At 68.7% G+C, this 20,158-nt stretch carries 20 protein-coding genes; 17 read left to right on the top strand and 3 right to left on the bottom strand.

The genetic code is table 11. The features are described from left to right. Positions 1–73: 73 nt before the first annotated feature. Positions 74–1,087, top strand: coding sequence for an amidohydrolase family protein (locus ACFOD4_RS02530; RefSeq protein WP_379593284.1), 1,014 nt, complete (start codon positions 74–76; stop codon positions 1,085–1,087). Positions 1,088–1,490: 403 nt separating this feature from the next. Here the strand turns inward: ACFOD4_RS02530 and ACFOD4_RS02525 are convergent, their stop codons facing one another. Further along, the gene (locus tag ACFOD4_RS02525) at positions 1,491–2,168 is read right to left on the bottom strand and encodes a hypothetical protein (protein ID WP_379593282.1); all 678 of its coding nucleotides are present in this window, start codon (positions 2,166–2,168) and stop codon (positions 1,491–1,493) included. On the opposite strand from ACFOD4_RS02525, the gene ACFOD4_RS02520 reads away from it, so the two are divergent. The 7 genes from ACFOD4_RS02520 to ACFOD4_RS02490 all read left to right on the top strand — a co-directional run bounded on the left by ACFOD4_RS02520 (position 2,167) and on the right by ACFOD4_RS02490 (position 10,417). Further along, positions 2,167–2,997, top strand: a complete 831-nt coding sequence (locus ACFOD4_RS02520; protein WP_379593280.1) for an aldo/keto reductase — start codon at positions 2,167–2,169, stop codon at positions 2,995–2,997. The two genes, ACFOD4_RS02525 and ACFOD4_RS02520, sit on opposite strands and share 2 nt — an antisense overlap. Before the next feature lie 93 nt (positions 2,998–3,090). Then, on the top strand, positions 3,091–5,127 hold the full coding sequence (locus ACFOD4_RS02515) for a proton-conducting transporter transmembrane domain-containing protein (protein WP_379593278.1): 2,037 nt from the start codon (positions 3,091–3,093) through the stop codon (positions 5,125–5,127). Next, entirely contained in the window at positions 5,124–6,095 is a 972-nt protein-coding gene (locus ACFOD4_RS02510; RefSeq protein WP_379593276.1) for a respiratory chain complex I subunit 1 family protein, read from the top strand. The genes ACFOD4_RS02515 and ACFOD4_RS02510 overlap by 4 nt, the downstream gene beginning before the upstream one ends. After that, positions 6,095–6,790 carry a hydrogenase-4 component E gene (locus ACFOD4_RS02505; RefSeq protein ID WP_379593274.1) on the top strand — a complete coding sequence of 232 codons (696 nt, stop codon included), beginning with the start codon at positions 6,095–6,097 and terminating at the stop codon, positions 6,788–6,790. Before ACFOD4_RS02510 ends, ACFOD4_RS02505 begins: the two co-directional genes overlap by 1 nt. After that, on the top strand, positions 6,787–8,253 hold the full coding sequence (locus ACFOD4_RS02500; protein ID WP_379593272.1) for a proton-conducting transporter transmembrane domain-containing protein: 1,467 nt from the start codon (positions 6,787–6,789) through the stop codon (positions 8,251–8,253). The genes ACFOD4_RS02505 and ACFOD4_RS02500 overlap by 4 nt, the downstream gene beginning before the upstream one ends. Beyond that, complete coding sequence (locus ACFOD4_RS02495; protein WP_379593270.1) at positions 8,250–9,758, top strand: hydrogenase large subunit; 1,509 nt, start codon at positions 8,250–8,252, stop codon at positions 9,756–9,758. The genes ACFOD4_RS02500 and ACFOD4_RS02495 overlap by 4 nt, the downstream gene beginning before the upstream one ends. 134 nt (positions 9,759–9,892) lie before the next feature. Beyond that, positions 9,893–10,417: an NADH-quinone oxidoreductase subunit B family protein gene (locus ACFOD4_RS02490; RefSeq protein ID WP_379593268.1), complete on the top strand. Its 525-nt coding sequence runs from the start codon at positions 9,893–9,895 to the stop codon at positions 10,415–10,417. A gap of 235 nt (positions 10,418–10,652) precedes the next feature. On the opposite strand, the gene ACFOD4_RS02485 is transcribed toward ACFOD4_RS02490, so the two are convergent. After that, positions 10,653–11,078, bottom strand: a complete 426-nt coding sequence (locus tag ACFOD4_RS02485; protein ID WP_379593266.1) for a DUF1489 family protein — start codon at positions 11,076–11,078, stop codon at positions 10,653–10,655. Positions 11,079–11,185: 107 nt separating this feature from the next. Here ACFOD4_RS02485 and ACFOD4_RS02480 point away from each other — a divergent pair, with 107 nt between their 5' ends. From ACFOD4_RS02480 to ACFOD4_RS02450, 7 genes are all read left to right on the top strand, one after another. Further along, on the top strand, positions 11,186–12,649 hold the full coding sequence (locus ACFOD4_RS02480; RefSeq protein ID WP_379593264.1) for a methyl-accepting chemotaxis protein: 1,464 nt from the start codon (positions 11,186–11,188) through the stop codon (positions 12,647–12,649). Positions 12,650–12,747: 98 nt separating this feature from the next. Continuing rightward, positions 12,748–13,770 carry an aspartate-semialdehyde dehydrogenase gene (locus ACFOD4_RS02475; RefSeq protein ID WP_379594721.1) on the top strand — a complete coding sequence of 341 codons (1,023 nt, stop codon included), beginning with the start codon at positions 12,748–12,750 and terminating at the stop codon, positions 13,768–13,770. A 147-nt stretch (positions 13,771–13,917) separates the two neighbouring features. Then, positions 13,918–14,199 carry a hypothetical protein gene (locus ACFOD4_RS02470; RefSeq protein ID WP_379593262.1) on the top strand — a complete coding sequence of 94 codons (282 nt, stop codon included), beginning with the start codon at positions 13,918–13,920 and terminating at the stop codon, positions 14,197–14,199. Positions 14,200–14,448: 249 nt separating this feature from the next. Then, complete coding sequence (gene sdhC, locus ACFOD4_RS02465; RefSeq protein ID WP_379593260.1) at positions 14,449–14,895, top strand: succinate dehydrogenase, cytochrome b556 subunit; 447 nt, start codon at positions 14,449–14,451, stop codon at positions 14,893–14,895. An 11-nt stretch (positions 14,896–14,906) separates the two neighbouring features. Further along, the gene (gene sdhD, locus ACFOD4_RS02460) at positions 14,907–15,302 is read left to right on the top strand and encodes a succinate dehydrogenase, hydrophobic membrane anchor protein (protein WP_379593258.1); all 396 of its coding nucleotides are present in this window, start codon (positions 14,907–14,909) and stop codon (positions 15,300–15,302) included. Positions 15,303–15,411: 109 nt separating this feature from the next. Then, on the top strand, positions 15,412–17,220 hold the full coding sequence (gene sdhA / locus ACFOD4_RS02455; RefSeq protein WP_379593256.1) for a succinate dehydrogenase flavoprotein subunit: 1,809 nt from the start codon (positions 15,412–15,414) through the stop codon (positions 17,218–17,220). Between the two features lie 17 nt (positions 17,221–17,237). Further along, on the top strand, positions 17,238–18,020 hold the full coding sequence (locus tag ACFOD4_RS02450) for a succinate dehydrogenase iron-sulfur subunit (RefSeq protein ID WP_379593254.1): 783 nt from the start codon (positions 17,238–17,240) through the stop codon (positions 18,018–18,020). Between the two features lie 60 nt (positions 18,021–18,080). Here the strand turns inward: ACFOD4_RS02450 and ACFOD4_RS02445 are convergent, their stop codons facing one another. Beyond that, the gene (locus tag ACFOD4_RS02445) at positions 18,081–18,341 is read right to left on the bottom strand and encodes a hypothetical protein (RefSeq protein WP_379593252.1); all 261 of its coding nucleotides are present in this window, start codon (positions 18,339–18,341) and stop codon (positions 18,081–18,083) included. 164 nt (positions 18,342–18,505) lie between these two features. On the opposite strand from ACFOD4_RS02445, the gene zapE reads away from it, so the two are divergent. Beyond that, positions 18,506–19,693, top strand: coding sequence for a cell division protein ZapE (zapE, locus tag ACFOD4_RS02440; RefSeq protein ID WP_379593250.1), 1,188 nt, complete (start codon positions 18,506–18,508; stop codon positions 19,691–19,693). Positions 19,694–19,723: 30 nt separating this feature from the next. After that, complete coding sequence (locus tag ACFOD4_RS02435; protein ID WP_379593248.1) at positions 19,724–20,155, top strand: hypothetical protein; 432 nt, start codon at positions 19,724–19,726, stop codon at positions 20,153–20,155. Positions 20,156–20,158 lie beyond the last annotated feature (3 nt).

Here is a 20,158-nt window from a genome sequence, read left to right as displayed (position 1 = left end):
GGAGCTGGCTTGCCGGGGCACGCCTGCGGGACCACAGTTTCCGACCTTGAGAAACAGGGGGAAGGAAATGAGGATGATGTCCCGTAGACAAGGCTTCCAGCTGGCCGGTGCGGCAGGGCTTGCGGCCATGGGCGGCATGCTGGGCGGTTGTGCCAGCGGGGGCGGTGCGGCCGGCGGATCTTCGGGAACAGCCGCTCCAAGCACGGTGCGCACGCCCGTCGGGTTCGCCGTGCCGCCGGGCGCCTGCGACTGCCATGTGCATGTTTTTCCGGATCCCACCGCCTTTCCCTTCTGGAGTGGCCGCGCTTACACCCCGCCTGTCGCCACGGCGGATGATTTGCTGGCCCTTCAGCGCGCCCTGCACATGGACCGCGTGGTGATCGTACAGCCCAGCGTCTACGGCACCGATAATCGCGCCACGTTGGATGGCATGCGGCAACTCGGCCCGCTGCGCGCGCGTGGCGTTGCGGTGATCGGCGAGCAAACCGGCGCGGCGGAGCTGGATGCCATGCATGCGGCGGGCATCCGTGGCATCCGCGTCAATCTGGAAACTGGCGGCGTCACTGATCCCGCGGCGGCGGGGCGGCTGCTGGATGCGGCGGTGGCGCGCATCCAGGGCCGGCTATGGCACCTCCAGATTTATGCGCGACTGACCTTGATCGAGGCGCTACGGGCTCGGTTGGCTGCCTTGCCCATGCCGGTGGTGTTCGACCATTTCGCAGGGGCCCAGGCAGCGCAAGGGGTGGAACAGCCGGGATTCGCCTCGGTGCTGGAACTGGTGCGGGCTGGCCGGGCGTATGTGAAGGTGTCCGGCGCCTACCGGGCCTCCTCCGAGGCGCCGGACTACCCACGGGTGGCCGCCCTGGCGCGTGCCCTGATCGCCGCCAATCCCGAGCGCATCGTCTGGGGCAGCGACTGGCCGCACCCTGACAGCGTTCCGGTGGCTGGCCGCGGCGCCACCGACATCGCCCCGCCCATGCCGATCGACGACGGGCGGGTGCTGAACCTGTTGGCCGAATGGGCGCCGGATGCGGGACTGCGTCACCGCATACTGGTGGACAACCCGGCACGGCTCTACGACTTCTGAACCGCAACCTCAGCCGGCGCTTTGGGTTGACCTGGCAGGCGCTTCATTCCTGGGAGAGAACGCGCCGGCACGGAGGAACGGCAACGGTGAGCGACTCCAACAAGGGCGCGCCCGAGAACGACCGGCCGCCACGGTTCCTGATCTGGCGGCCCTTTCAGCCTGCGCTGAAGCGGCGAACGGAGAACCGGACACGCGGCGAAGCTCCGCGCCAGCGTTCTTTCCGGATGGAACGGGAGGAGGAAGACGGGAGCAGCACGCGATCTTCCCGGGCAATCCAGCCTGGCCCGAGCCCGGCAAGAGCGCCACGGGCCAGCACCGAGCCCCGCCACGCAACCACTGCAAGGGAGTGAAACAGGGCGCCGGCGCGTCTGCGCGCCGCGCCGGGTGCCTCGGCGGAGGAGGCTCAGGGCTGCTGGCTGAAGAAGAAGCGCTGGAAGCGCATCAGCATCTCGCGCAGGTCGAAGGGCGGCGGCGGCTCATCCGCCTGATTGGGCGGGGCATGCTCGCGGAATCCGGCCAAGGCCCGGGCAGTGTCGGAAAGCGGAAGCTCACGTGGCGTGCTCTCGGCCGTGGCGGCCCCCAGGCCCATGATCCGCAGCAGCACGCGGTCGGCGTCCGGCAATTCCGCCGCGGCCCGCGCTGCGTCTTCCGGCCGGGGCGCGCAAACCACGGAACGGCCTTCCAGCCCGCAGGGCAGTTCCATCATCTGGTGGGGCGGGAAGCGAAGCTGCACCGTGCCGGTCAGGGCCAGCAGGCCACGCGCTGCGCCGTCCATGCCGAGATCGCGTGCCGTGACCACCGGCACCAGCACGCCACGGCGGGACGCGACCTCGAGCGCCAGCGGCGCCTCGCTGGCCGTCGCGGGGTCCACGGGCGTCGCATGGGTCATGCGGCAGGCGGTGTGATCGGTCATGGGATCGGCAGCGCAGGATAGGATCCAGGGACCGAAGCTTTCGGTGGCACCGCGCGCGGGGAGTGGCCCGAACGCGGCGGCAAGGGCAAACAGGGCCAGGGCGGCGGCGGGTCGTGGGCCAATGGTCTGCATGTGGTCAAGATAGGAAGCCAGAAGGGAGTTCGCCATGAACAGCATCACCTTGCCGGACGGCAGCACGGTTCCCGCCCTGGGTCAGGGCACTTGGAAGATGGGCGAACGTGGCGCCGACCGCGCCGCCGAAACGCGGACGCTGCGGCTCGGCCTCGATCTCGGCCTGACGCTCATCGACACCGCCGAGATGTATGCTGAGGGCGGTGCCGAAGAGGTGGTGGCCGAGGCCATCGCGGGGCGCCGCGACGAAGTCTTCCTGGTCACCAAGGCCTATCCGCAGAATGCATCGCGCTCGCGGCTGCCGCAGGCCTGCGCGCGCAGCCTGAAGCGGCTGAAGACCGATGCCATCGACCTTTATCTGCTGCACTGGCGCGGTTCCGTCCCGCTGGCCGAAACGGTGGAGGCGATGGAGAAGCTGGTGGCCGAAGGCAAGATCCGCCGCTGGGGCGTCTCGAACCTTGACGTGTCGGACCTGGAGGAGCTTGGCGACAAGCTTGGGGACTGCGCCACGAACCAGGTCCTCTACAACCTCGAGGCCCGAGGCGTGGAGTTCGACCTGCTGCCTTTTGCGGCGCGGCTCAAGATGCCGGTGATGGCCTATTCTCCGGTAGGGCAGGGCGGATCGCTGCTGCGGCAGCCGGTCCTGAAGCGCATCGCGGAGCGGCAGGGCACCAGCCCGGCGCAGATCGCCTTGGCCTGGACGCTGCGCAACCCCGGAATCATCAGCATCCCCAAGGCTTCAGACGAGGTGCATCTGCGGGAGAATGCGGGGGTGTGGAAGATTGTGCTGACGCCCGAAGACCTCGCCGAGCTCGATGGTGCCTTTCCGCCGCCCAAGCGGAAGCAGCCGCTGGAGATGCTGTGACGGCCGATTGCGCCGCCATCGTGACATTTGCGGGTTACGGCGCGGCAACGCGCTGCCTATCCTCCGCCCTGTGACGATTCCCCCTCTGGCGCCGTGAGCGCCACGCTCGCCATCCTGTTGATTGTTCTTCTGGTGCTTTCGCTCTGCGGGGGATTTGCCGCGCGCTGGCCGGATGCGGCGCGGCTGGTGCATGGCGGCTGCGCCATTGTGTCGCTGGGCTTCGTTACCTTGGCCGTGCTATCGCTGGCGATGGGCGGCGGGGCACCGGTGCTGCTGCCCGTCGGTCCGCCCTGGGCGCCGCTGAGCCTCGCGCTGGATGGGTTGTCCGCCTGGTTCCTGCTGCTTCTGGGGCTGGTCGGACTGGCCTGCGGCCTGTTCGCCTGGGCGCATGAAGCAGCGGCACCGCCGGCCCGCCTGATCCCCTATCCACTGTTTCTGTTCGGCATGGCGCTGACGCTTGCCGCGGCCGATGGCTTCACGCTGATCCTCGGCTTCGAGGTCATGTCGCTCGCATCCTGGGGGCTGCTGGTGGCGCGGGCGATGGAAACGCGCGACGCCAGCGCCCGTGACGCCGCGAGGCTGTACCTGCAGTTCTCCCTGTTCGGCGCCGCCTGTCTGGTGCCGGCCATTGGCCTGCTGGGCGGGCTCGCCGGCGACCTGTCCTTTGCCGGCCTCCGTGCGGCGCCGCCAACCGGCTGGGTGGCTGCCGCCGTAATGACGCTGGTGTTGCTGGGTGCAGGGTGCAAGGCCGGGATCTGGCCGCTGCATGGATGGCTGCCGATCGCCCATCCGGTTGCGCCCGCTGGTGTGTCTGCGCTGATGTCGGCGGCCATGACCAAGGTCGCCCTGTATGTGGTGGCGCGGCTGGTGCTCGATCTGGGCGGGCCTGCGCAGCCGCCGGGATGGGGCGCGGCGCTGCTGTTGCTGGGTGCCGCCTCGGCCCTGATTGGCGCTCTGCGGGCGACGCAGGAAGTGGATGGCAAGACGCTTCTGGCCTGTTCCACCATCGAGCATGTCGGGCTGGTGGCCATGGGGCTCGGCCTTGCCGCCATTCTGCGCGGCGCGGATCTGGGGCCGCTTGCCTCCGTGGCGGCGGGGGCGGCGCTGCTGCACGCCCTCGGCCACGCGCTGTTCAAGACCCTGCTGTTCCTGGCGGCGGGGGAGATCGAGTCGGGCGCCGGCTCGCGCCGGCTGGATGCGCTGGGCGGGCTGATCCATGCCATGCCGCTCGTGGCAGGCGCCGCCCTGGTGGGGGCCGCCGCGGCCGCCGCTCTTCCGCCGTTGCTGGGCTTTGCCGGCGAATGGCTGCTGTTGCAGGCGCTGCTGTCGGCCTGGCGCGTAGGCTCGCTCTGGGTGCAGGTTCTGGTTGCCGCGTGCACCGCCGTCGCCGCGCTGTCCGCCGCGCTGGGCGCCTTCGCGATGCTGCGCTTCTGGGGGCTGGTGTTTCTGGGTCGTGCCCGCACGCCGCGGACACTGGGTGCGCAGGAAGCCGCGCCCCCGGCCCGTGCCGCGCTGATCGGCTTGGCGGCGCTGCTGCTGTTGGCCGGTCTGGTCCCGGGGGCGCTGCTGGCGTTGGGGGCGCCGGCGGTGGCGCAACTCAGCGCGCATCCGGGGCTGGTGCAGGCGGGGTTGTGGTCGGTCGGGCCCTCCATGCTGCCGGGGTACCAGCCCCTGGGCGTGGCGCTGCTGCTGGTGGTGGCGGCCGCCGGGCTGGCCGCGCTGTTGCGTCGCGCTACTCCGCTTGCTCCGGCCCGTGGCCCGGTGTGGGATGGCGGCTTCATCGCGCCTCCGGCACATCTGCCCTTTGGTGACCCAGATACCCAGGCCAGCGCGTCCGGCTTTGCCCAGCCGCTACGGCGGATGCTGGGTGGGCGGCTGCTGGCGGGGCGTGAACATGTCACCGGTCGGCCACCGGGCGATCCGAACCCTGCTCGGATCGACGCGGATTGGCATGATCCGGCCTTGCCGGCGCTGCTGCATTCTTTGCGCACCGCGCGGGAGCGGCTGGCCGGCGCCGCCGAGCGGCTGCGCGGCCTCACCATCCGGCAGTTCCTCGCGCTTGCCTTCGGCACGTTGCTGCTGCTGCTTGCCCTGCTGGTGCTGCTCGGCCAGCGAGGCATCGGTCCATGACCATTCCACCCGGCTTCTGGAGCGGGCTGTTGGCGCAGCTCCTGCACCTGGCGCTGATGCTCGGCCTCGCGCCGCTGCTGGTGGGCGTGGTGCGCTGGCTGAAGGCAAGGCTGATGGGCCGGCGTGGACCGTCTCCGCTACAGCCCTGGCGCGACATCCTCCGGCTTCTGCGCAAGCAGCCGCTGTTGGCCGAGAGTGCGTCGATCGTGTCCACTGCCACGCCCTACGCTGCGCTGGCGGCCACGGTGGCGGCGTCCGCGCTGGTGCCCGGTTTCGCCCACGGCATGACCCTGGCGCCGCTGGCCGACCTGATCCTGATCGGCGGGCTGCTGGCCGTGTCCCGCTTCGCCCTGGCACTGGCGGGAATGGATGTCGGCACCGCCTTCGGCGATCTTGGCGCGGCCCGGGCCATGAGCTTCGCCGTCTTTGCCGAGCCCGCCTTTATCTTGTCCGTGCTCGGATTCGCGATTCTGGCCGGAGGCACCAACCTCGATGCTGTGGGCCTTGCCTTCGCCGAAGGCGGGCAGGGAGTGCGCGTGTCGCTGCTGTTGTCGCTGCTGGCGCTGCTGGCAGTGGCGCTGGCCGAGAATGGCAGACTGCCGGTCGACAACCCGGCCTCGCATCTGGAACTCACCATGGTGCACGAGGCGATGCTGCTGGAAAGCTCCGGCCGCTACCTGGCCCTCTGGGAGATGCAGGCGGCTCTCAGGTTGATGCTCTGGCTGGCCCTGCTGGCGGCGCTGTTCCTGCCGATGGGCACTGCGCCGCCCGGTGGCGGGCTGCTGCCCTGGCTGTTCGGCCTCATGGCCTGGCTGTGCAAGATCGGCCTTCTCGCCCTGGGCCTTTCCCTGATGGAAAGTGCCATTGCCCGCATGCGCGTCTTCCGCGTGCCCGAGTTCCTGGGGGCCGCGCTGCTGCTGGCCTTGCTGGGTGCGGTGTTCCTGTTTCTCTCGGCCGGGGTTGCGTGATGGGTCAGCTTCCCTACGACGTCGCGCATCTGCTGGGCGGCGGCGTGCTGCTGCTCTCCTTTGTACTGCTGTACCAGCGCCGGGTAGGGGCGGTGATCTCCGCGCTGGCCGTGCAAGGGACCTTGCTGGCACTGCTGGTAGCCTGGCAGGGCTGGGTGCTGGACGCAGCCGGGCTCTACATCACGGCGCTGGCGGCGTTTCTCGCCAAGGCGGTGGCCATCCCGCTGGGCCTGCGCTGGCTGGCGCGGCGGTTCGGGCTGCACCGTGCGGTGGAAACGGCCATCGGCATCGGCCCCGGGTTGATCGCTGGCGTCGGGCTGGTGGCACTGGCCATTCTGGTGGTGCTGCCCGCCACCACCGGCAGCCCATCCCTGGCCCGCGAAGGCCTGGCCATCGCCTTGTCGGTGGTGCTGTTGGGCGTTCTGATGATGATCACCCGGCAGCATGCGATCGGCCAGGTGGTGGGGCTGCTCAGCCTGGAGAACGGGCTGGTGCTGGCGGCGGCAGGAGTGCGCGGGCTGCCGCTGGTGGTGGAGCTTGCAACAGCCGCGCTGGTGCTGGTTCTGGCAGGTGTCGCCGGCTTCTTCGCCTGGCGGCTGCGGGAAGACTTCGCCGAAGGGGATTTCGCCACGCTCGACCTCGGCCTGCTGCACCGACATCGCGGCGAGGCGCCGTTCGTGGAGGATGCCCCTTGAACGCCGCGCTCGCGCCCCTGGTGCTGCCCGGCCTCCTGATCGCCTTGCCGTTGCTGGGTGGGGCCGCGCTGGCGGCGGTGCCCTCGCAGCGCATGGCGGCGCTGCTGAACATCGCGCTGGCGGCGGCGGGCTTCGTGCTGGCCCTGGCCCTGGCGGCGCTGCCCTGGGGCGCGACGGGGCTGTTGCACGTCGATGCACTGAATCTGCCGCTGATCCTGGTCGGCGCCTTTGTGGGGCTGACCACCGCCTGCTTCTCCGCCGCCGCCTGGCCGTCCGAGAACTTCACCCCCGGTGCGGCACGCGCCTACCACGCCGCTTTCCAATTCTTTTTGGGCGCGCATCACCTCGCGCTGCTGGCCGAGAACCTTGGTCTGGTCTGGGTTGGGATCGAGGGCGCGACCATCGCCTCGGTGCTGATGGTGGGTCTGCACCGCACTCGCGCCGCCATCGAGGCAGCCTGGAAGTTCCTGATCCTGGGTGGGCTGGGCATCGCCCTGGCGCTGTTCGGCACCATCACCCTCGCCGTGGCGGCGCAGCCTCTGCTGGCTGAGGGCGCGTCGAGCCTTTCCTTTGCGGCGCTGCGAGAGGTCGCGGCGCGGGCGGATGGCGGGCTGCTGAGCCTCGGCTTCGTCTTCCTGCTGGTGGGCTACGGCACCAAGGCTGGCCTGGTGCCGCTACATTCCTGGCTGCCGGACGCGCATGCCGAGGGGCCACTGGCCATCTCGGCCGTTTTGTCCGGGCTGCTGCTGAACGCCGCGCTGCACGCCATTCTGCGGGCCAAAGCGGTGGTGGGGCTGAACGCGGAAGCCCTGCCGCCGGGCGCATTGCTGCTGTCGCTGGGGGTGGCATCGCTGTTGCTGGCGGCTTTCTCGCTCTGGCGGCGGCGCGATGCGCGGCGGTTCTTCGCCTGGAGCAGCATCGAGCAGATGGGGCTGGCTGCGGTCGGCTTCGGCTTGGGGGGCGCCGCCTCGCTGGCGGGCATGTTGCAGCTGATCGGTCATTCGCTGGTGAAGAGCGCGATCTTCTTCGGGCTCGGCGGGGCCGGAGGTCGGGATCTTGCGGCGCTCCGCGGCCTGGCCAATGCACGGCCGGTTCTAGGCTGGTCACTGGTGGTGGCCATGCTGGCTATTGCCGGCTTGCCGCCTTTCTCCCTGTTCGCCAGCGAGTTCCTGTTGATGCAGCAAAGCGTGGCGCGGCTGCCCTGGCTGGCTCTGCCGCTGGGCATCGGGCTGCTGGTCGGCACGCTGGCCATGCTGCGGCAGGTCCAGGCCGTCGCGCTGGAACCCGCCTCCACCCGTACGCTTCGTGCCGCCTCCGGCGAAACCGTGCTTCCGGAGCGGCTGGTGGCCTGGGCCGTTCTGGGTCCGCTGCATCTGCACCTGTTGCTGGCCCTGCTGCTCGGGTTCGCCCTGCCCGCACCGCTGCGGGCCGTGCTGCAGGAAGCCGCAAGGATCGTCGGATGAGCGAAGGCCTGGCGATGGCGCTGATCGGCGAAGGAACGGCACGAACCGGCTTCCGCCGCGAATTGTCAGTGGAGCAATGGGCCCGTCTGCCGCAGGCCCTGCGCGCCGAACCGGAGTTGGAGCTGCTTGGTCTGTGGGCGGAGAACGGCGCTGTGCATGCGGCCTTTCGCCCGGCATCCGGCGGCGCGCCGTTGCTGGCGACGCTGGCGGTGACGGGCGACGCCTTTCCTGCCCTGTCCCCCGCCCGTCCAGGCGCCAGGTTGTTTGAACGCGCCATTGCGGATCTCTGGGGCCTGCGCGCCGAGGGCGGCGTGGATAGCCGGCCCTGGCTCGATCACGGGCGGTGGGGCGTGGCGGCGCCACTTTCCCCCGTGCCGCGCGCTACGCCGGGGGATGCGCCGCAGCCGGTGTTCCTGCCCGGGGAGGGCGAGGGGGTGCACCAGGTGCCGGTCGGTCCCATCCATGCCGGGGTGATCGAGCCGGGGCATTTCCGCTTCCATGTGCAGGGCGAGACGGTGCTGCGGCTGGAGGCCAGGCTCGGCTATGCGCATAAAGGCGTGCTCGGGTTGATGCGTGGGCGCACGCCCCGGCAGGCCGCCCGCTTCGCGGCGCGCATTTCGGGTGATTCCACCGTGGCGCATTCCTGGGCCTTCGCCGCCGCGGCCGAGGCCGCCGCCGGGATTGCCCCGCCGCCGCGCGCCCTGCTGCTGCGCGGACTGATGGCGGAATTGGAGCGGGTTGCCAACCACCTGAACGATTGGGGCTTCTTGTGCAACGACGCCGCCTTCGCCTGGCCGCATGCCCGGTGCGGTGCGCTGCGGGAGGCGTTGCTGCGGGCCCAGGACGGCGCTTTCGGGCATCGACTGATGATGGATCGCGTGGTGCCCGGCGGCGTGTCGATCGACATCGCGCCGAGCGGGCCCGGCATGCTGCGCGAGGCGCTGTCGCTGATCGCCGCGGAACTGCCGGTCTTGCGTCGCGTCACGGAGGACCATGCCAGCCTGCAGGACAGGCTGTCCGGTACGGGGGTGGTGCGGGCGGAATGGGCGCGGCTCTACGCGGCGGGCGGCTACGTCGGGCGCGGGTCCGGCCGCGACTTCGACGCGCGCCGGGACCTGGCCTACCCGCCCTATGGCACCCTCGACGTGCCGGTGCGGGAAGCCGGCGATGTGGAGGCGCGGCTCGCCGTGCGCATCGCAGAGCTGGAGGAAGCGTTGCGGCTGGCGACAGAATTCCTGGACCGGCTGAGCCCGGGAGACATCCTGACCGTCTGGCCGCAGCCGCCCGCAGCCGGGGAAGGGCTGGCCGTGATCGAGGGGTTCCGGGGTGAGACTTTCTGCTGGATGGCGCTGGACGAGGCCGGCCTCATCCGCGCCTGTTTCCCGCGCGATCCGTCCTGGCTGCATTGGCCACTGCTGGAGGCGGCGATGGAGGGCAACATCCTGGCCGAGTTTCCGTTGTGCAACAAATCCATCAACGCCAGCTATAGCGGGGTGGACCTGTGATGCGCCGGCCTGGCTGGGCGGCGCCATCCTGGCTCCGTGCCCGCTGGGCTTGGCGGCCGGCTGAATGGCCGCGGCCCTTCTGGGGAGAGCTGGCCGCAACCCTGTTCCGTCCACCGCTGACGGCTCCTGCACCGATGAGCCAGCCTGCCACGGTGGAAGCATTGGCCGAGCGGCTCGAAGCGGCGGCGCAGGCGCGGCTCGGCCGCAGCCTGGCAATCCGCCATCTCGGCTCCGGCTCCTGCAATGCCTGCGAACTGGAAATCAATGCCCTGTCCGGCGTGGTGTACGATCTGGAACGGCTGGGGCTGCGGATCGTGACCTCGCCCCGGCATGCCGATGTGCTGCTGGTGACCGGCCCGGCCTGCCGCAACATGACCGAGGCCATGCAACGCGCCTGGTTCTGCACCCCCGATCCGAAATGGGTGGTGGCGGTGGGCGACTGCGCCATGGATGGCGGGGTATTTCGTGACAGTTACGCCGTGGAAGGCGGGGCGGAGCGGGTGCTGCCGGTGGATTTGGTGATCCCTGGGTGTCCGCCGCCGCCGGCCCTGATGCTGGAAGGATTGCTGGCCCTGCTGGAAGCGCAGGGCGATCCCGAAGAACGCCGGGCACAGCGAGGGCGGCCCCGCCTGGAGCCGGATCCTGACGCCGACGGTTGAAGCCGGCGGAAAGCGGGCCGGCCGGATCGCTCCGGCCGGCCCTTCACCACGGACGGCCACCTGCCGGGAAAAAAGGCGCCGTCCGGCCTGCTTCACCTCCACCGGAAAGGGGGCCGGCCGTAGCGTGGCCGCGCCGCTGTTCCGGTCACGAAGGTGCCCGGAACAGCTTCATTCCAGCCAACTGTCCCCGTGATGGGCGCGGGCTGAAATCGCCGTCATCCGCCAACGGAATGCGTCAGATCAGGCAAAGGGTCTGCAGTTCGCGGCGCAGCGTGGCCGGCAGGGCCTCGATGCCTGACGCATCGGACGGTGAACTGCCCAGATCGTGCGGCGCCGCATCCGGTTCCAGGTAGCGCCAGCCCTGGAACGGCTTCACCGGCCGTGCGGCGACCGCCACCAGCTCCGGATCCAGCACCAGGGCGCTGTGCGGCGTCCCATCGGCACTCGGCTCGGTGCGGATCTCGATGATCCGTTGCCGGACGCAGACGAAGCCGGCCACCACCCAGAAGAGCGAGCCGCCGTCCAGCACTTCGGCCGTGCGCTTGGGCGCCATGCGGGTGAGATGTCGCAGGGGGGGATCGAGCTTGATCCGCCGTTCCTGTGCCGAGCGGAGGGTGGCGACGTCGCGCGGACCGACGCAGAGCTTGATGATGTGCAGCACGCTGCCTGATCTACGCCGCCCAGGCCCGGCCGCAAGAGGCCATCTCAAGTCTTGCTTAACCTCGCCGGCGCAGAATGGACCGCTGCTACTGCCCATGGATACGCAAGATGCGAAACCTCCAGAACGTGCCGCTCGCTGTCGCTTTCCCGCTTATCTCGCTGATTGCGGCCGGGGCGGTTGGAATGCTCGCCGTCTCGGGCGGAACACATTCGCCGCTTCTGGCTGCCGGATTGGCCGCTGCCATGCTCGTTCTTGGCATGTTGCTGGGTCAGGCCTCGGCGGCTTCGCTGCGGCAATTGGCCGAAGAGATGGAGCGGCTTGCGGCCGGCGATACCCGGCTCCGGCCGCCGGCCCGGCGGCGGAAGGATGCCGTGGGGCGGATCGCCCACGCGGCCGAGCGGCTGCGTTGCCAGCTTACAGTCGGCTTCGCGCAGCAGCAGATGCTGGAACAGCTGCCCATCGGCATCGTCACCGCCGATCCGCGAGATGAGTTCCGCATCGGCTACATGAATGCCCGCATGCGCGCCATCCTGCGTGACCACCTTGCCGACATCCTGCCCTGCCAGCCGGAGGAGGTGATAGGGAAGAGCTTCGACATCTTCCACCGCGATCCCGCCCGGCAAAGAGCGCTGATGCAGGATGGGTCCCGCCTGCCTTATCGCACGCGGATCAAGGTTGGCGGCGAGGTGATGGACCTGGCCGTCTCGGCGATCCGCGATAGCGGCGGAGGCTATGTTGGGCCGATGCTGGCCTGGACCGTGGTGACGGAGCAGAGCCGGCTGGCCGACCGGTTCGAGGCCGAGCTGGGCAGCGTGATGAACAGCTTGGCGGGCCGGGCCACCGAGCTGCAGCAGGCAGCGGCCCGGTTGGCCGGCATTGCCAGCCGATCGGGCCAGGAAGCGGGGGCGGTGGCAAACGCGGCCAGCCGTGCCGACCATGACGTGCAGGCAGTGGCCGCCGCGGCCGAGCAGATGGCCGCTTCCATCACCGAAATCACGCGTCGCGTGGCCGAGGCCCGCGCCACGGATGTCACCATGCGGGGCCTTGCCGAAAGTGCCCAGCGCATCGGCGATGTGGTGCAGTTGATCTCCTCCATCGCCGGGCAGACCAACTTGCTGGCGCTGAACGCGACGATCGAGGCGGCAAGGGCTGGCGAGGCCGGCAAAGGCTTCGCCGTGGTCGCTTCCGAGGTGAAGAACCTGGCCAGCCAGACCGCACGGGCGACTGAGGAGATCGGTCAGCAGATCGGCGAGATGCAGGCGGTAACTGGACGGGCGGTGGAGGCGATCCGCGGCATTGGCGGAACGGTGGAGCAGACCAATGGCATCGCGACCGCCATTGCTGCCGCGGTGGAGCAGCAGGGTGCCGCCACCCAGGAGATCGCCCGTAGCGCGGCACAGGTTGCCGAAGCCATGGGCACGGTCAGCCGCGGCATCGCCGGCGTCCGAGGCGCGGCGGAGGAAACCGGCGAGGCCGCTGGCGGCATGGTCGATGCCGTGCAGGAGCTTGCGGGGCAGGCAGCCACCCTGCGGGAAGGCTCGGGCCGGTTCCTGGAAGCCATTCGCCGCTGACGTTGCACGGCGCCGCGTTACGGGCGTAAGGCAGCACCGTTGCAGGCCAGAAGACGCCCGGTGCCGAGCCGCCGGGCGGTGAGAGGAAGAGTCACATGGTGGGCTATCGCGTCGCCGTCGTCGGCGCCACGGGCAATGTCGGCCGCGAGATGCTGAAAACGCTGGCCGAGCGCCAGTTCCCGGTGAGTGAGGCCATCGCTCTGGCGTCGCCCCGTTCCGCAGGCCAGCAGGTGTCCTTTGGCGAAGAGCAAGTGCTGAAGGTCCGCAACCTGGAAACCTTCGACTTCAAGGGAACCGATCTGGCACTGTTCTCACCCGGGGCCGCTGTGTCTGCGGTGCACGCGCCGCGCGCCGCGGCGGCGGGCTGCGTGGTGATCGACAACACCAGCCAGTTCCGCATGGACCACGACGTGCCGCTGGTGGTGCCTGAGGTCAATCCGCAGGCGCTTGAGGGTTTCCGCAAGCGCCGCATCATCGCCAACCCGAATTGCTCGACGATCCAGATGGTGGTGGCGCTCAAGCCGCTGCACGAGATCGCCCGCATCCGCCGGGTGGTGGTGTCCACCTATCAGTCCGTTTCCGGCGCCGGCAAGGAGGCAATGGACGAGCTGTTCACACAGACTCGCGGCATCTTCGTGAACGACCCGGCCACCCCCGAGATCTTCACCAAGCCCATCGCCTTCAACTGCATCCCGCATATCGACCGCTTCCTGGATGACGGCTTCACCAAGGAAGAATGGAAGATGGCGGTGGAGACCCGGAAGATCCTGGACCCCGACATCCAGGTGGTGGCGACGGCCGTCCGTGTGCCGGCCTTTATTGGCCATGGGGAAGCGGTGCATGTGGAGTTCGAGAGCGAGATCACGGTGAACCAGGCCTGGGATGCGCTTCGTGAGGCGCCAGGGATCACGGTTCTCGACCGGCGGGAGGATGGAGGCTACGCCACGCAGGTGGATGTGGCAGGGGAGGATCCCGTATTCGTGTCCCGCCTCCGCCGCGACCCAACCGTGCCGCACGGCCTGGCCTTCTGGTGCGTGGGCGACAACCTCCGCAAGGGCGCGGCCCTGAACGCCGTGCAGATTGCCGAGGAAATGGTGCAACGCGGACTTCTCGGCCGCTGAGCGCCTGCCGGGTCGCCGTCGCCACCTGCCATATTGCGGCGGCGGCGCCACCGGATCACCTCTCCGTCGCCGCGCCGGCGCCCTGGTTCCGCCGCGCATCCCGGACAGCCTTGCGGCGTTGAACGCCGAGAAGGAGGAATTCGGATCATGCGGAACACCTTGGCCCGGTTGGTGCTGCTGGGCGGTCTCGCGGCTGGACTGGCCGCTTGCAACAGCTACAGCCCCGGACAGCGCGCAGTGGGCGGTGGCCTGCTCGGCGCAGGCGCGGGAGCAGGGCTTGGCTCCCTGAGCGGCAATGCCGGCACCGGCGCCCTCATCGGTGGCGCGCTCGGCGCAGTGGGCGGTGCAGCGACCACGCCGGAGCGGCCGCGCGATCCGTATTACTATGAACGGGCGCCACAGCCCGGCTACGGCTATGGCGGCTACTGATCGGCTCTAGTTCCCGCCTATGGTGCCAATCGAGGTGTCCGGGAGCCGCGGGGTACCGCGGCTCCCGATATCGTTCCCGGTTTCTGGAGCTATATGCGTCCTGGGCTAGTCAATCCTTGGATTCTCGCCCCTGGGGCGCGTTGACGCTACGGGGCGGCGCACCATAAAAGGAGGCCGCATTGCTCCTCCCGCCGCTGCCCCGGCGTTTGGCTGGGGCGGTACGGTATTATCGCGGAGCGGGATCGGTCCATGTCCAAAATAAAAGACTCACGCGAGGCGACCTTTATTGGCCGCCGGACGGATGGCTCGACGCTGCGGCGGCCGCTTTCGCCGCATCTGCAAGTCTATGACATGGTGCAGATCACCAGCGGCCTGTCGATTGCGAACCGCATCACGGGGTGTGCCTGGACGGTCGGGCTGATATTCATGGTGTGGTGGCTGGTGGCCGCTGCCGCCGGCCCGCAGGCCTTCGCCAATGTGCAATGGTTCTTGTCCTCTTTCCTGGGCATCCTGATCCTGCTGGGCATGACGGCAGCAGCTTGGTTCCACACCCTGGGTGGCATCCGCCACCTGGTCTGGGATGCAGGCTTTGCTTATGACCTGCCCAGCACGCACCGCTCCGGCCAGGCGGTGATGATCGGCACCGGCGTGATGACGGTGCTGACCTGGCTTGTTGCCATCATCGCCTGGGCCTGAGGAGCGCCGCCGTGAGCGAACATGTTTCTTCCAAGCAGATGCAGAGCCCGCTGGGCCGGGTTCGTGGCCTGGGCTCCGCCAAGGGAGGCGTGCACCACTGGTGGATGCAGCGGGTCACTTCTATTGCGCTGCTGCCGCTGACGCTGTGGTTCGTCTTCTCGGCCGCATCCCTGGCCGGCCACAGCTACGAAACCACGTTGGCCTGGATCGGTCGCCCCTTCAACGCGGTGCTGCTGCTGGCAACGATCGGCCTGTCCTTCTACCACGCCGCCATGGGTGTGCAGGTGGTTCTGGAGGACTATATCCGTAGCGAGTTCAATCGTATGGCCTCCATCCTCGCGGTGAAGGCGCTGTGCGTGGTGCTGGCGCTGATGGCCATGCTGGCAGTGCTGCGGATCGCGGTGTGATCCGGCACGGCGGGTGCGGCGCCGCTGCCCCGCCATCGATTGACGGCAAGATTCTGACAAGGCGGCGGCCCCTGTTGCGCGCCGCGCAAGTGACGGACGGATCGGGACGATGAACGCGATCACCATGCCTTCCAACGGCGCCTACCGCATTGTGGACCACACCTATGACGTCGTGGTGGTTGGCGCCGGCGGCGCCGGCCTGCGCGCCACCTTCGGCATGGGTGCGGCGGGCTTGACCACCGCCTGCATCACCAAGGTCTTCCCGACCCGCAGCCACACGGTCGCGGCCCAGGGCGGCGTCGGTGCCAGCCTCGGCAACATGGGCGAGGATAACTGGCGCTGGCACATGTACGACACTGTCAAAGGGTCGGATTGGCTGGGCGACCAGGATGCCATCGAATACATGTGCCGCGAGGCCGTGCCTTCGATTATCGAGCTCGAGCATTTCGGCGTGCCGTTTTCCCGCACCGAAGATGGCAAGATCTACCAGCGTCCCTTCGGCGGCCACATGCAGGATTACGGCAAGACGCCCGCCATGCGTGCCTGCGCAGCCGCCGACCGCACCGGGCATGCCATCCTGCACACGCTGTACCAGCAGTCGCTGAAGCATAACTGCGAATTCTTCGTCGAGTATTTCGCGCTCGACCTGATCATGGAGGATGGCGCCTGCCGCGGCGTCATGGCCTGGAACCTGGAGGATGGTTCCATCCACCGCTTCCGTGCGCAGACCGTGGTGTTGGCGACGGGCGGGTATGGCCGTGCCTACTTCTCCTGCACCTCCGCCCACACCTGCACCGGCGATGGCGGCGGCATGGTGCTGCGCGCCGGTATCCCTCTGCAGGACAACGAGTTCGTGCAGTTCCATCCGACCGGCATCTACGGGTCGGGCTGCCTCGTGACCGAGGGCGCCCGCGGCGAGGGCGGCTACCTGACCAATTCCGAGGGCGAGCGCTTCATGGAGCGCTACGCGCCGACCGCGAAGGATCTTGCCTCGCGCGACGTGGTTTCCCGCGCCATGTCCATGGAGATCCGCGAGGGACGGGGCGTCGGTCCGGAAAAGGACCACATCCACCTGCACCTGGAGCACCTGGGCGCCGATCTGCTGCATGAGCGGCTGCCGGGCATTTCCGAGACGGCGAAGATCTTCGCCGGCGTGGACGTGACCAAGGAGCCGATCCCGATGCTGCCGACCGTGCACTACAACATGGGCGGCATTCCTACGAACATCCACTGCGAGGTTCTGAACCCGACCGCCGACGACCAGGACCGGGTCGTGCCCGGCCTGATGGCGGTGGGCGAGGCGGCCAGCGTTTCCGTGCACGGCGCCAACCGGCTCGGCACCAATTCGCTGCTCGACCTGGTGGTGTTCGGGCGCGCCGCCGCGCTGCGTGCCGCCGAGACCCTCAAGCCGGGTGCCACTCAGGCGCCGCTGCCACCCAAGGCGGGCGAGATGGCTCTGGACCGCCTGGACCGTGTGCGTCACGCCAAGGGCGATGTGTCGGTGGCCGAGCTGCGCCTGAACATGCAGCGCACCATGCAGACACATGCCGCCGTGTTCCGCACCTCCGAGTTGCTGAAGGAGGGTTGCCAGAAGATGGGCAAGGTGGCCGACACCTATAAGGACATCCGGATCGGCGACCGTTCGATGATCTGGAACACCGACCTGGTGGAGGCAATGGAGCTGGACAATCTGATTGGCAACGCGCTGACCACCGTGGTGGGCGGCGAGGCCCGGAAGGAGTCCCGCGGCGCTCACGCGCAGGAGGACTACCCTGAGCGCGATGACGTCAACTGGATGAAGCACACCCTGGCCTGGGTCGACGACAAGTACAAGGTCAGGCTGGACTACCGCGACGTGAAGATGCGGACCCTCACCAACGAGGTTCAGGTCTTCCCGCCCAAGCCGCGCGTGTACTGAGGGAAGGAGCGGGATCCATGGCCACTTTCACCCTGCCCAAGAATTCCACCATCGGGACCGGCAAGACCTACAAGGCCGAGCCTGGTGCCAAAAATGTCAGGTCGTTCAAGATTTACCGCTTCGACCCGGATACGGGCGAGAACCCGCGTTACGACACTTACGAGATCGATCTCGACAAGTGCGGCCCGATGGTTTTGGACGCGCTGATCAAGATCAAGAACGAGATCGATACCACGCTGACCTTCCGGCGGTCCTGCCGCGAGGGCATCTGCGGCTCCTGCTCGATGAACATCGACGGGATGAACACGCTGGCCTGCCTGAAGCCGATCGAGGATGTGAAGAAGGACGTCCGCATCAACCCGCTGCCGCACATGCCGGTGGTGAAGGACCTGGTGCCCGACCTGACCCACATCTACGCGCAGCTGCGGTCGATCCAGCCCTGGCTGCAATCCGACACGGCGCCGCCGCCGGATGAGGAGCGCCGTCAGTCCAAGGAAGAGCGCGGCAAGCTCGACGGGCTGTGGGAATGCATTCTGTGCTTCTGCTGCTCTACCGCCTGCCCGTCCTATTGGTGGAACGGCGACCGGTATCTCGGGCCGGCCGTGCTGCTGCAGGCTTATCGCTGGATCGCCGACTCGCGCGACGAGAAGACCGGTGAGCGCCTGGACCAGCTGGAAGATCCGTTCCGTTTGTACCGCTGCCACACCATCATGAATTGCGCGGCGACCTGCCCGAAGGGGCTGAACCCCGCCAAGGCGATCGGCGAGATCAAGAAGCTGCTGGTCGAGCGCCAGGGCTGATCCGCGGCGTAGAGCGTGACAAAGGCCGGAAGGGGCAGCCCTCCCGGCCTTTTTTCGTGCTCAGGAGGAGGTGAAGGGGCCGCTGCCTTCACCCGGCTCGGGTTCGCTTTGCAGCAGAGACCGCGCCGCCATGTGGTTCATCACAGTTGAAACCTTTTCGCCTTCCTGGTCGGCCAGGGCGGTCAGCGGCAGGTAGGCAGGCTCGCCGCCCGGCATCAGCACACGGATGAAGTCGCCCTCGATTCCATCCACCTGCCCGATTTCCGTGCCACAGGCGCCGATGAGCGCGACGCCGGAAGGGATGCGGGACTTGTCGATCATGCGGGAAGCTTCCCTTGCTGGATGTCCAGAGGGGTAACGGGGCAGGGCGGTGCCGGATGCAGGGCGGCATTTTCACCCGCTGCGTGCAGAGCTTGCCTGACGGCCGCATTCTCTTGCCCGCGCCCGGTTGTCGGACAGCCGATAACCCTTTATGCCGCAACGCGATGGATGGCCAAGTGACGCCGCGCGGAGCAGCCCTCTCCGCCACCAATGAAGGTCCGCTGCCTGCCTACCGCGCGCGTGTCGCGGCGGGAGATCTGCGTTCCGATCCTGCCCAGGCCCAGGCCGCAGAAATCCTCCAGGATCTGTGGCGCCGCACTCGCGGCTATGAGCCGAAGCGCGAAATACCGACTTCGGAGCCCGGCAGTGGCTTCATGGGCCGGTTCTTCCGCAGAAAGCCGGTGGAGGAAGCGCCTGGCAACGCCCCGCAGGGGCTCTACCTGGTGGGGGAAGTCGGCCGCGGCAAGTCCATGCTGATGGACCTGTTCTTCGACTGCGCCGATGTGCCCCGGAAGCGCCGCATCCACTTCCACCAGTTCATGCAGCAATCGCACCAGCGCATCCATGCCTGGAAGAAGCAGCATGGGGACACCAAGGATCCGATCCCGCCCCTGGCCGACAGCATCACCGCCGAGGCATCCCTGCTCTGCTTCGACGAGTTCCAGGTGCATGACATCGCCGATGCGATGATCCTGGGGCGGCTGTTCGAGGCGCTCTTCGTGCGGGGCACCGTGATCGTTGCCACCTCCAACACGGCTCCGGACGATCTGTTCAAGGGCCGCCCGGGGCGCGACGCGTTTCTGCCCTTCATCAAGCTGATCAACCAGCATGTTGCGGTTCTGCACCTGCAGTCGCAGCAGGATTACCGCCGGGGCCGCATTCAGGGGCTGCCAACCTGGCACTCTCCGATCGACGGACGGGCCGAGCGCGCGCTGGACGCTGCCTTCAAGGAGCTGACGGGCAAGAGCCACGGCGACAAGCAGGTGCTGAATGTTCTGGGCCGCCGGGTGGAGGTGCCGCAATCCGTTTCCGGGGTGGCGCGGGCGGATTTCGACCAGCTTTGCGGCCTGGCGCTGGGCCCGGCGGACTATCTGGCGGTGGCCACGCACTTCCACACCCTGGTGCTGGATGGCGTGCCGCGGCTCGGGCCCGACAATTTCGACAAGGCGCGGCGCTTCATCACGCTGATCGACGCGCTGTACGAGCACCGCTGCAAGCTGGTCGCCTCCGCTTCGGCGACACCCGACCAGCTCTACGAGCAGGGGGAGAACGCGGCGATGTTCCAGCGCACCGCGTCCCGCCTGATGGAAATGCAAAGCCACGACTACCTGGGTCTGCCGCACCTCACCTGAGGGAGCGGGGCCACTTCAGAAGGAGCTGCCATGCGACACGTGTTCACGCTGTGCCTGTTGGGGCTGTTGGCCGGGGGCTTGGTGCCCAAGGCCGAAGCGGCCGGCCGGGGCGACACCAAGGTGTCGGCCGGCAAGACGGGGAAGGCGTTGAGCACAGTCGGTTCGGCCTCGGCGCGCCAGGCGGCGAAGCCGCGGCAGGCCAGCGCCGCCTCGGCTTCCGGCGGGCAGGTCCGGCAGGCGGCCGCCAAGCCGCCGCAGATCCTCCGCCCAGGCGCCTCGGCCGGTGGCAAGAGCCAGCGGGTGGTGGCGCGGACACCCCGCGCCCGCGCCGCGGCGCCGCAGCGGACCTCCTGGCAGGCCGGGCTGCCGGCGGCGTCGGGTGAGCAGCGCGAATGCCCCGTCGGGACCCTGTCCACGCTGGCGCGGGGCCATGACAATGTGGTCCGCTGCCTGCCACTCTGATTG

It is taken from the genome of Teichococcus globiformis (assembly GCF_042646265.1).
Classification (GTDB): Bacteria; Pseudomonadota; Alphaproteobacteria; order Acetobacterales; family Acetobacteraceae; genus Pseudoroseomonas; species Pseudoroseomonas globiformis.
The sequence above is the reverse complement of the archived record's forward strand: the minus strand, read 5'-3'. Positions and strand labels throughout refer to the sequence as shown.

Excerpts from the sequence above, each read along its gene's own strand:
- ACFOD4_RS02495 (WP_379593270.1), top strand. The coding sequence starts at position 8,250 with ATGAGCGAAGGCCTGGCGATGGCGCTGATCGGCGAAGGAACGGCACGA.
- ACFOD4_RS02525 (WP_379593282.1), bottom strand. The coding sequence starts at position 2,168 with ATGGCGAACTCCCTTCTGGCTTCCTATCTTGACCACATGCAGACCATT.
- ACFOD4_RS02510 (WP_379593276.1), top strand. The coding sequence starts at position 5,124 with ATGACCATTCCACCCGGCTTCTGGAGCGGGCTGTTGGCGCAGCTCCTG.
- sdhA (WP_379593256.1), top strand. The coding sequence starts at position 15,412 with ATGAACGCGATCACCATGCCTTCCAACGGCGCCTACCGCATTGTGGAC.
- ACFOD4_RS02450 (WP_379593254.1), top strand. The coding sequence starts at position 17,238 with ATGGCCACTTTCACCCTGCCCAAGAATTCCACCATCGGGACCGGCAAG.
- ACFOD4_RS02470 (WP_379593262.1), top strand. The coding sequence starts at position 13,918 with ATGCGGAACACCTTGGCCCGGTTGGTGCTGCTGGGCGGTCTCGCGGCT.
- ACFOD4_RS02490 (WP_379593268.1), top strand. The coding sequence starts at position 9,893 with ATGAGCCAGCCTGCCACGGTGGAAGCATTGGCCGAGCGGCTCGAAGCG.
- ACFOD4_RS02480 (WP_379593264.1), top strand. The coding sequence starts at position 11,186 with ATGCGAAACCTCCAGAACGTGCCGCTCGCTGTCGCTTTCCCGCTTATC.
- ACFOD4_RS02435 (WP_379593248.1), top strand. The coding sequence starts at position 19,724 with ATGCGACACGTGTTCACGCTGTGCCTGTTGGGGCTGTTGGCCGGGGGC.
- ACFOD4_RS02530 (WP_379593284.1), top strand. The coding sequence starts at position 74 with ATGATGTCCCGTAGACAAGGCTTCCAGCTGGCCGGTGCGGCAGGGCTT.
- ACFOD4_RS02520 (WP_379593280.1), top strand. The coding sequence starts at position 2,167 with ATGAACAGCATCACCTTGCCGGACGGCAGCACGGTTCCCGCCCTGGGT.
- ACFOD4_RS02505 (WP_379593274.1), top strand. The coding sequence starts at position 6,095 with ATGGGTCAGCTTCCCTACGACGTCGCGCATCTGCTGGGCGGCGGCGTG.
- ACFOD4_RS02445 (WP_379593252.1), bottom strand. The coding sequence starts at position 18,341 with ATGATCGACAAGTCCCGCATCCCTTCCGGCGTCGCGCTCATCGGCGCC.
- sdhC (WP_379593260.1), top strand. The coding sequence starts at position 14,449 with ATGTCCAAAATAAAAGACTCACGCGAGGCGACCTTTATTGGCCGCCGG.
- zapE (WP_379593250.1), top strand. The coding sequence starts at position 18,506 with ATGGATGGCCAAGTGACGCCGCGCGGAGCAGCCCTCTCCGCCACCAAT.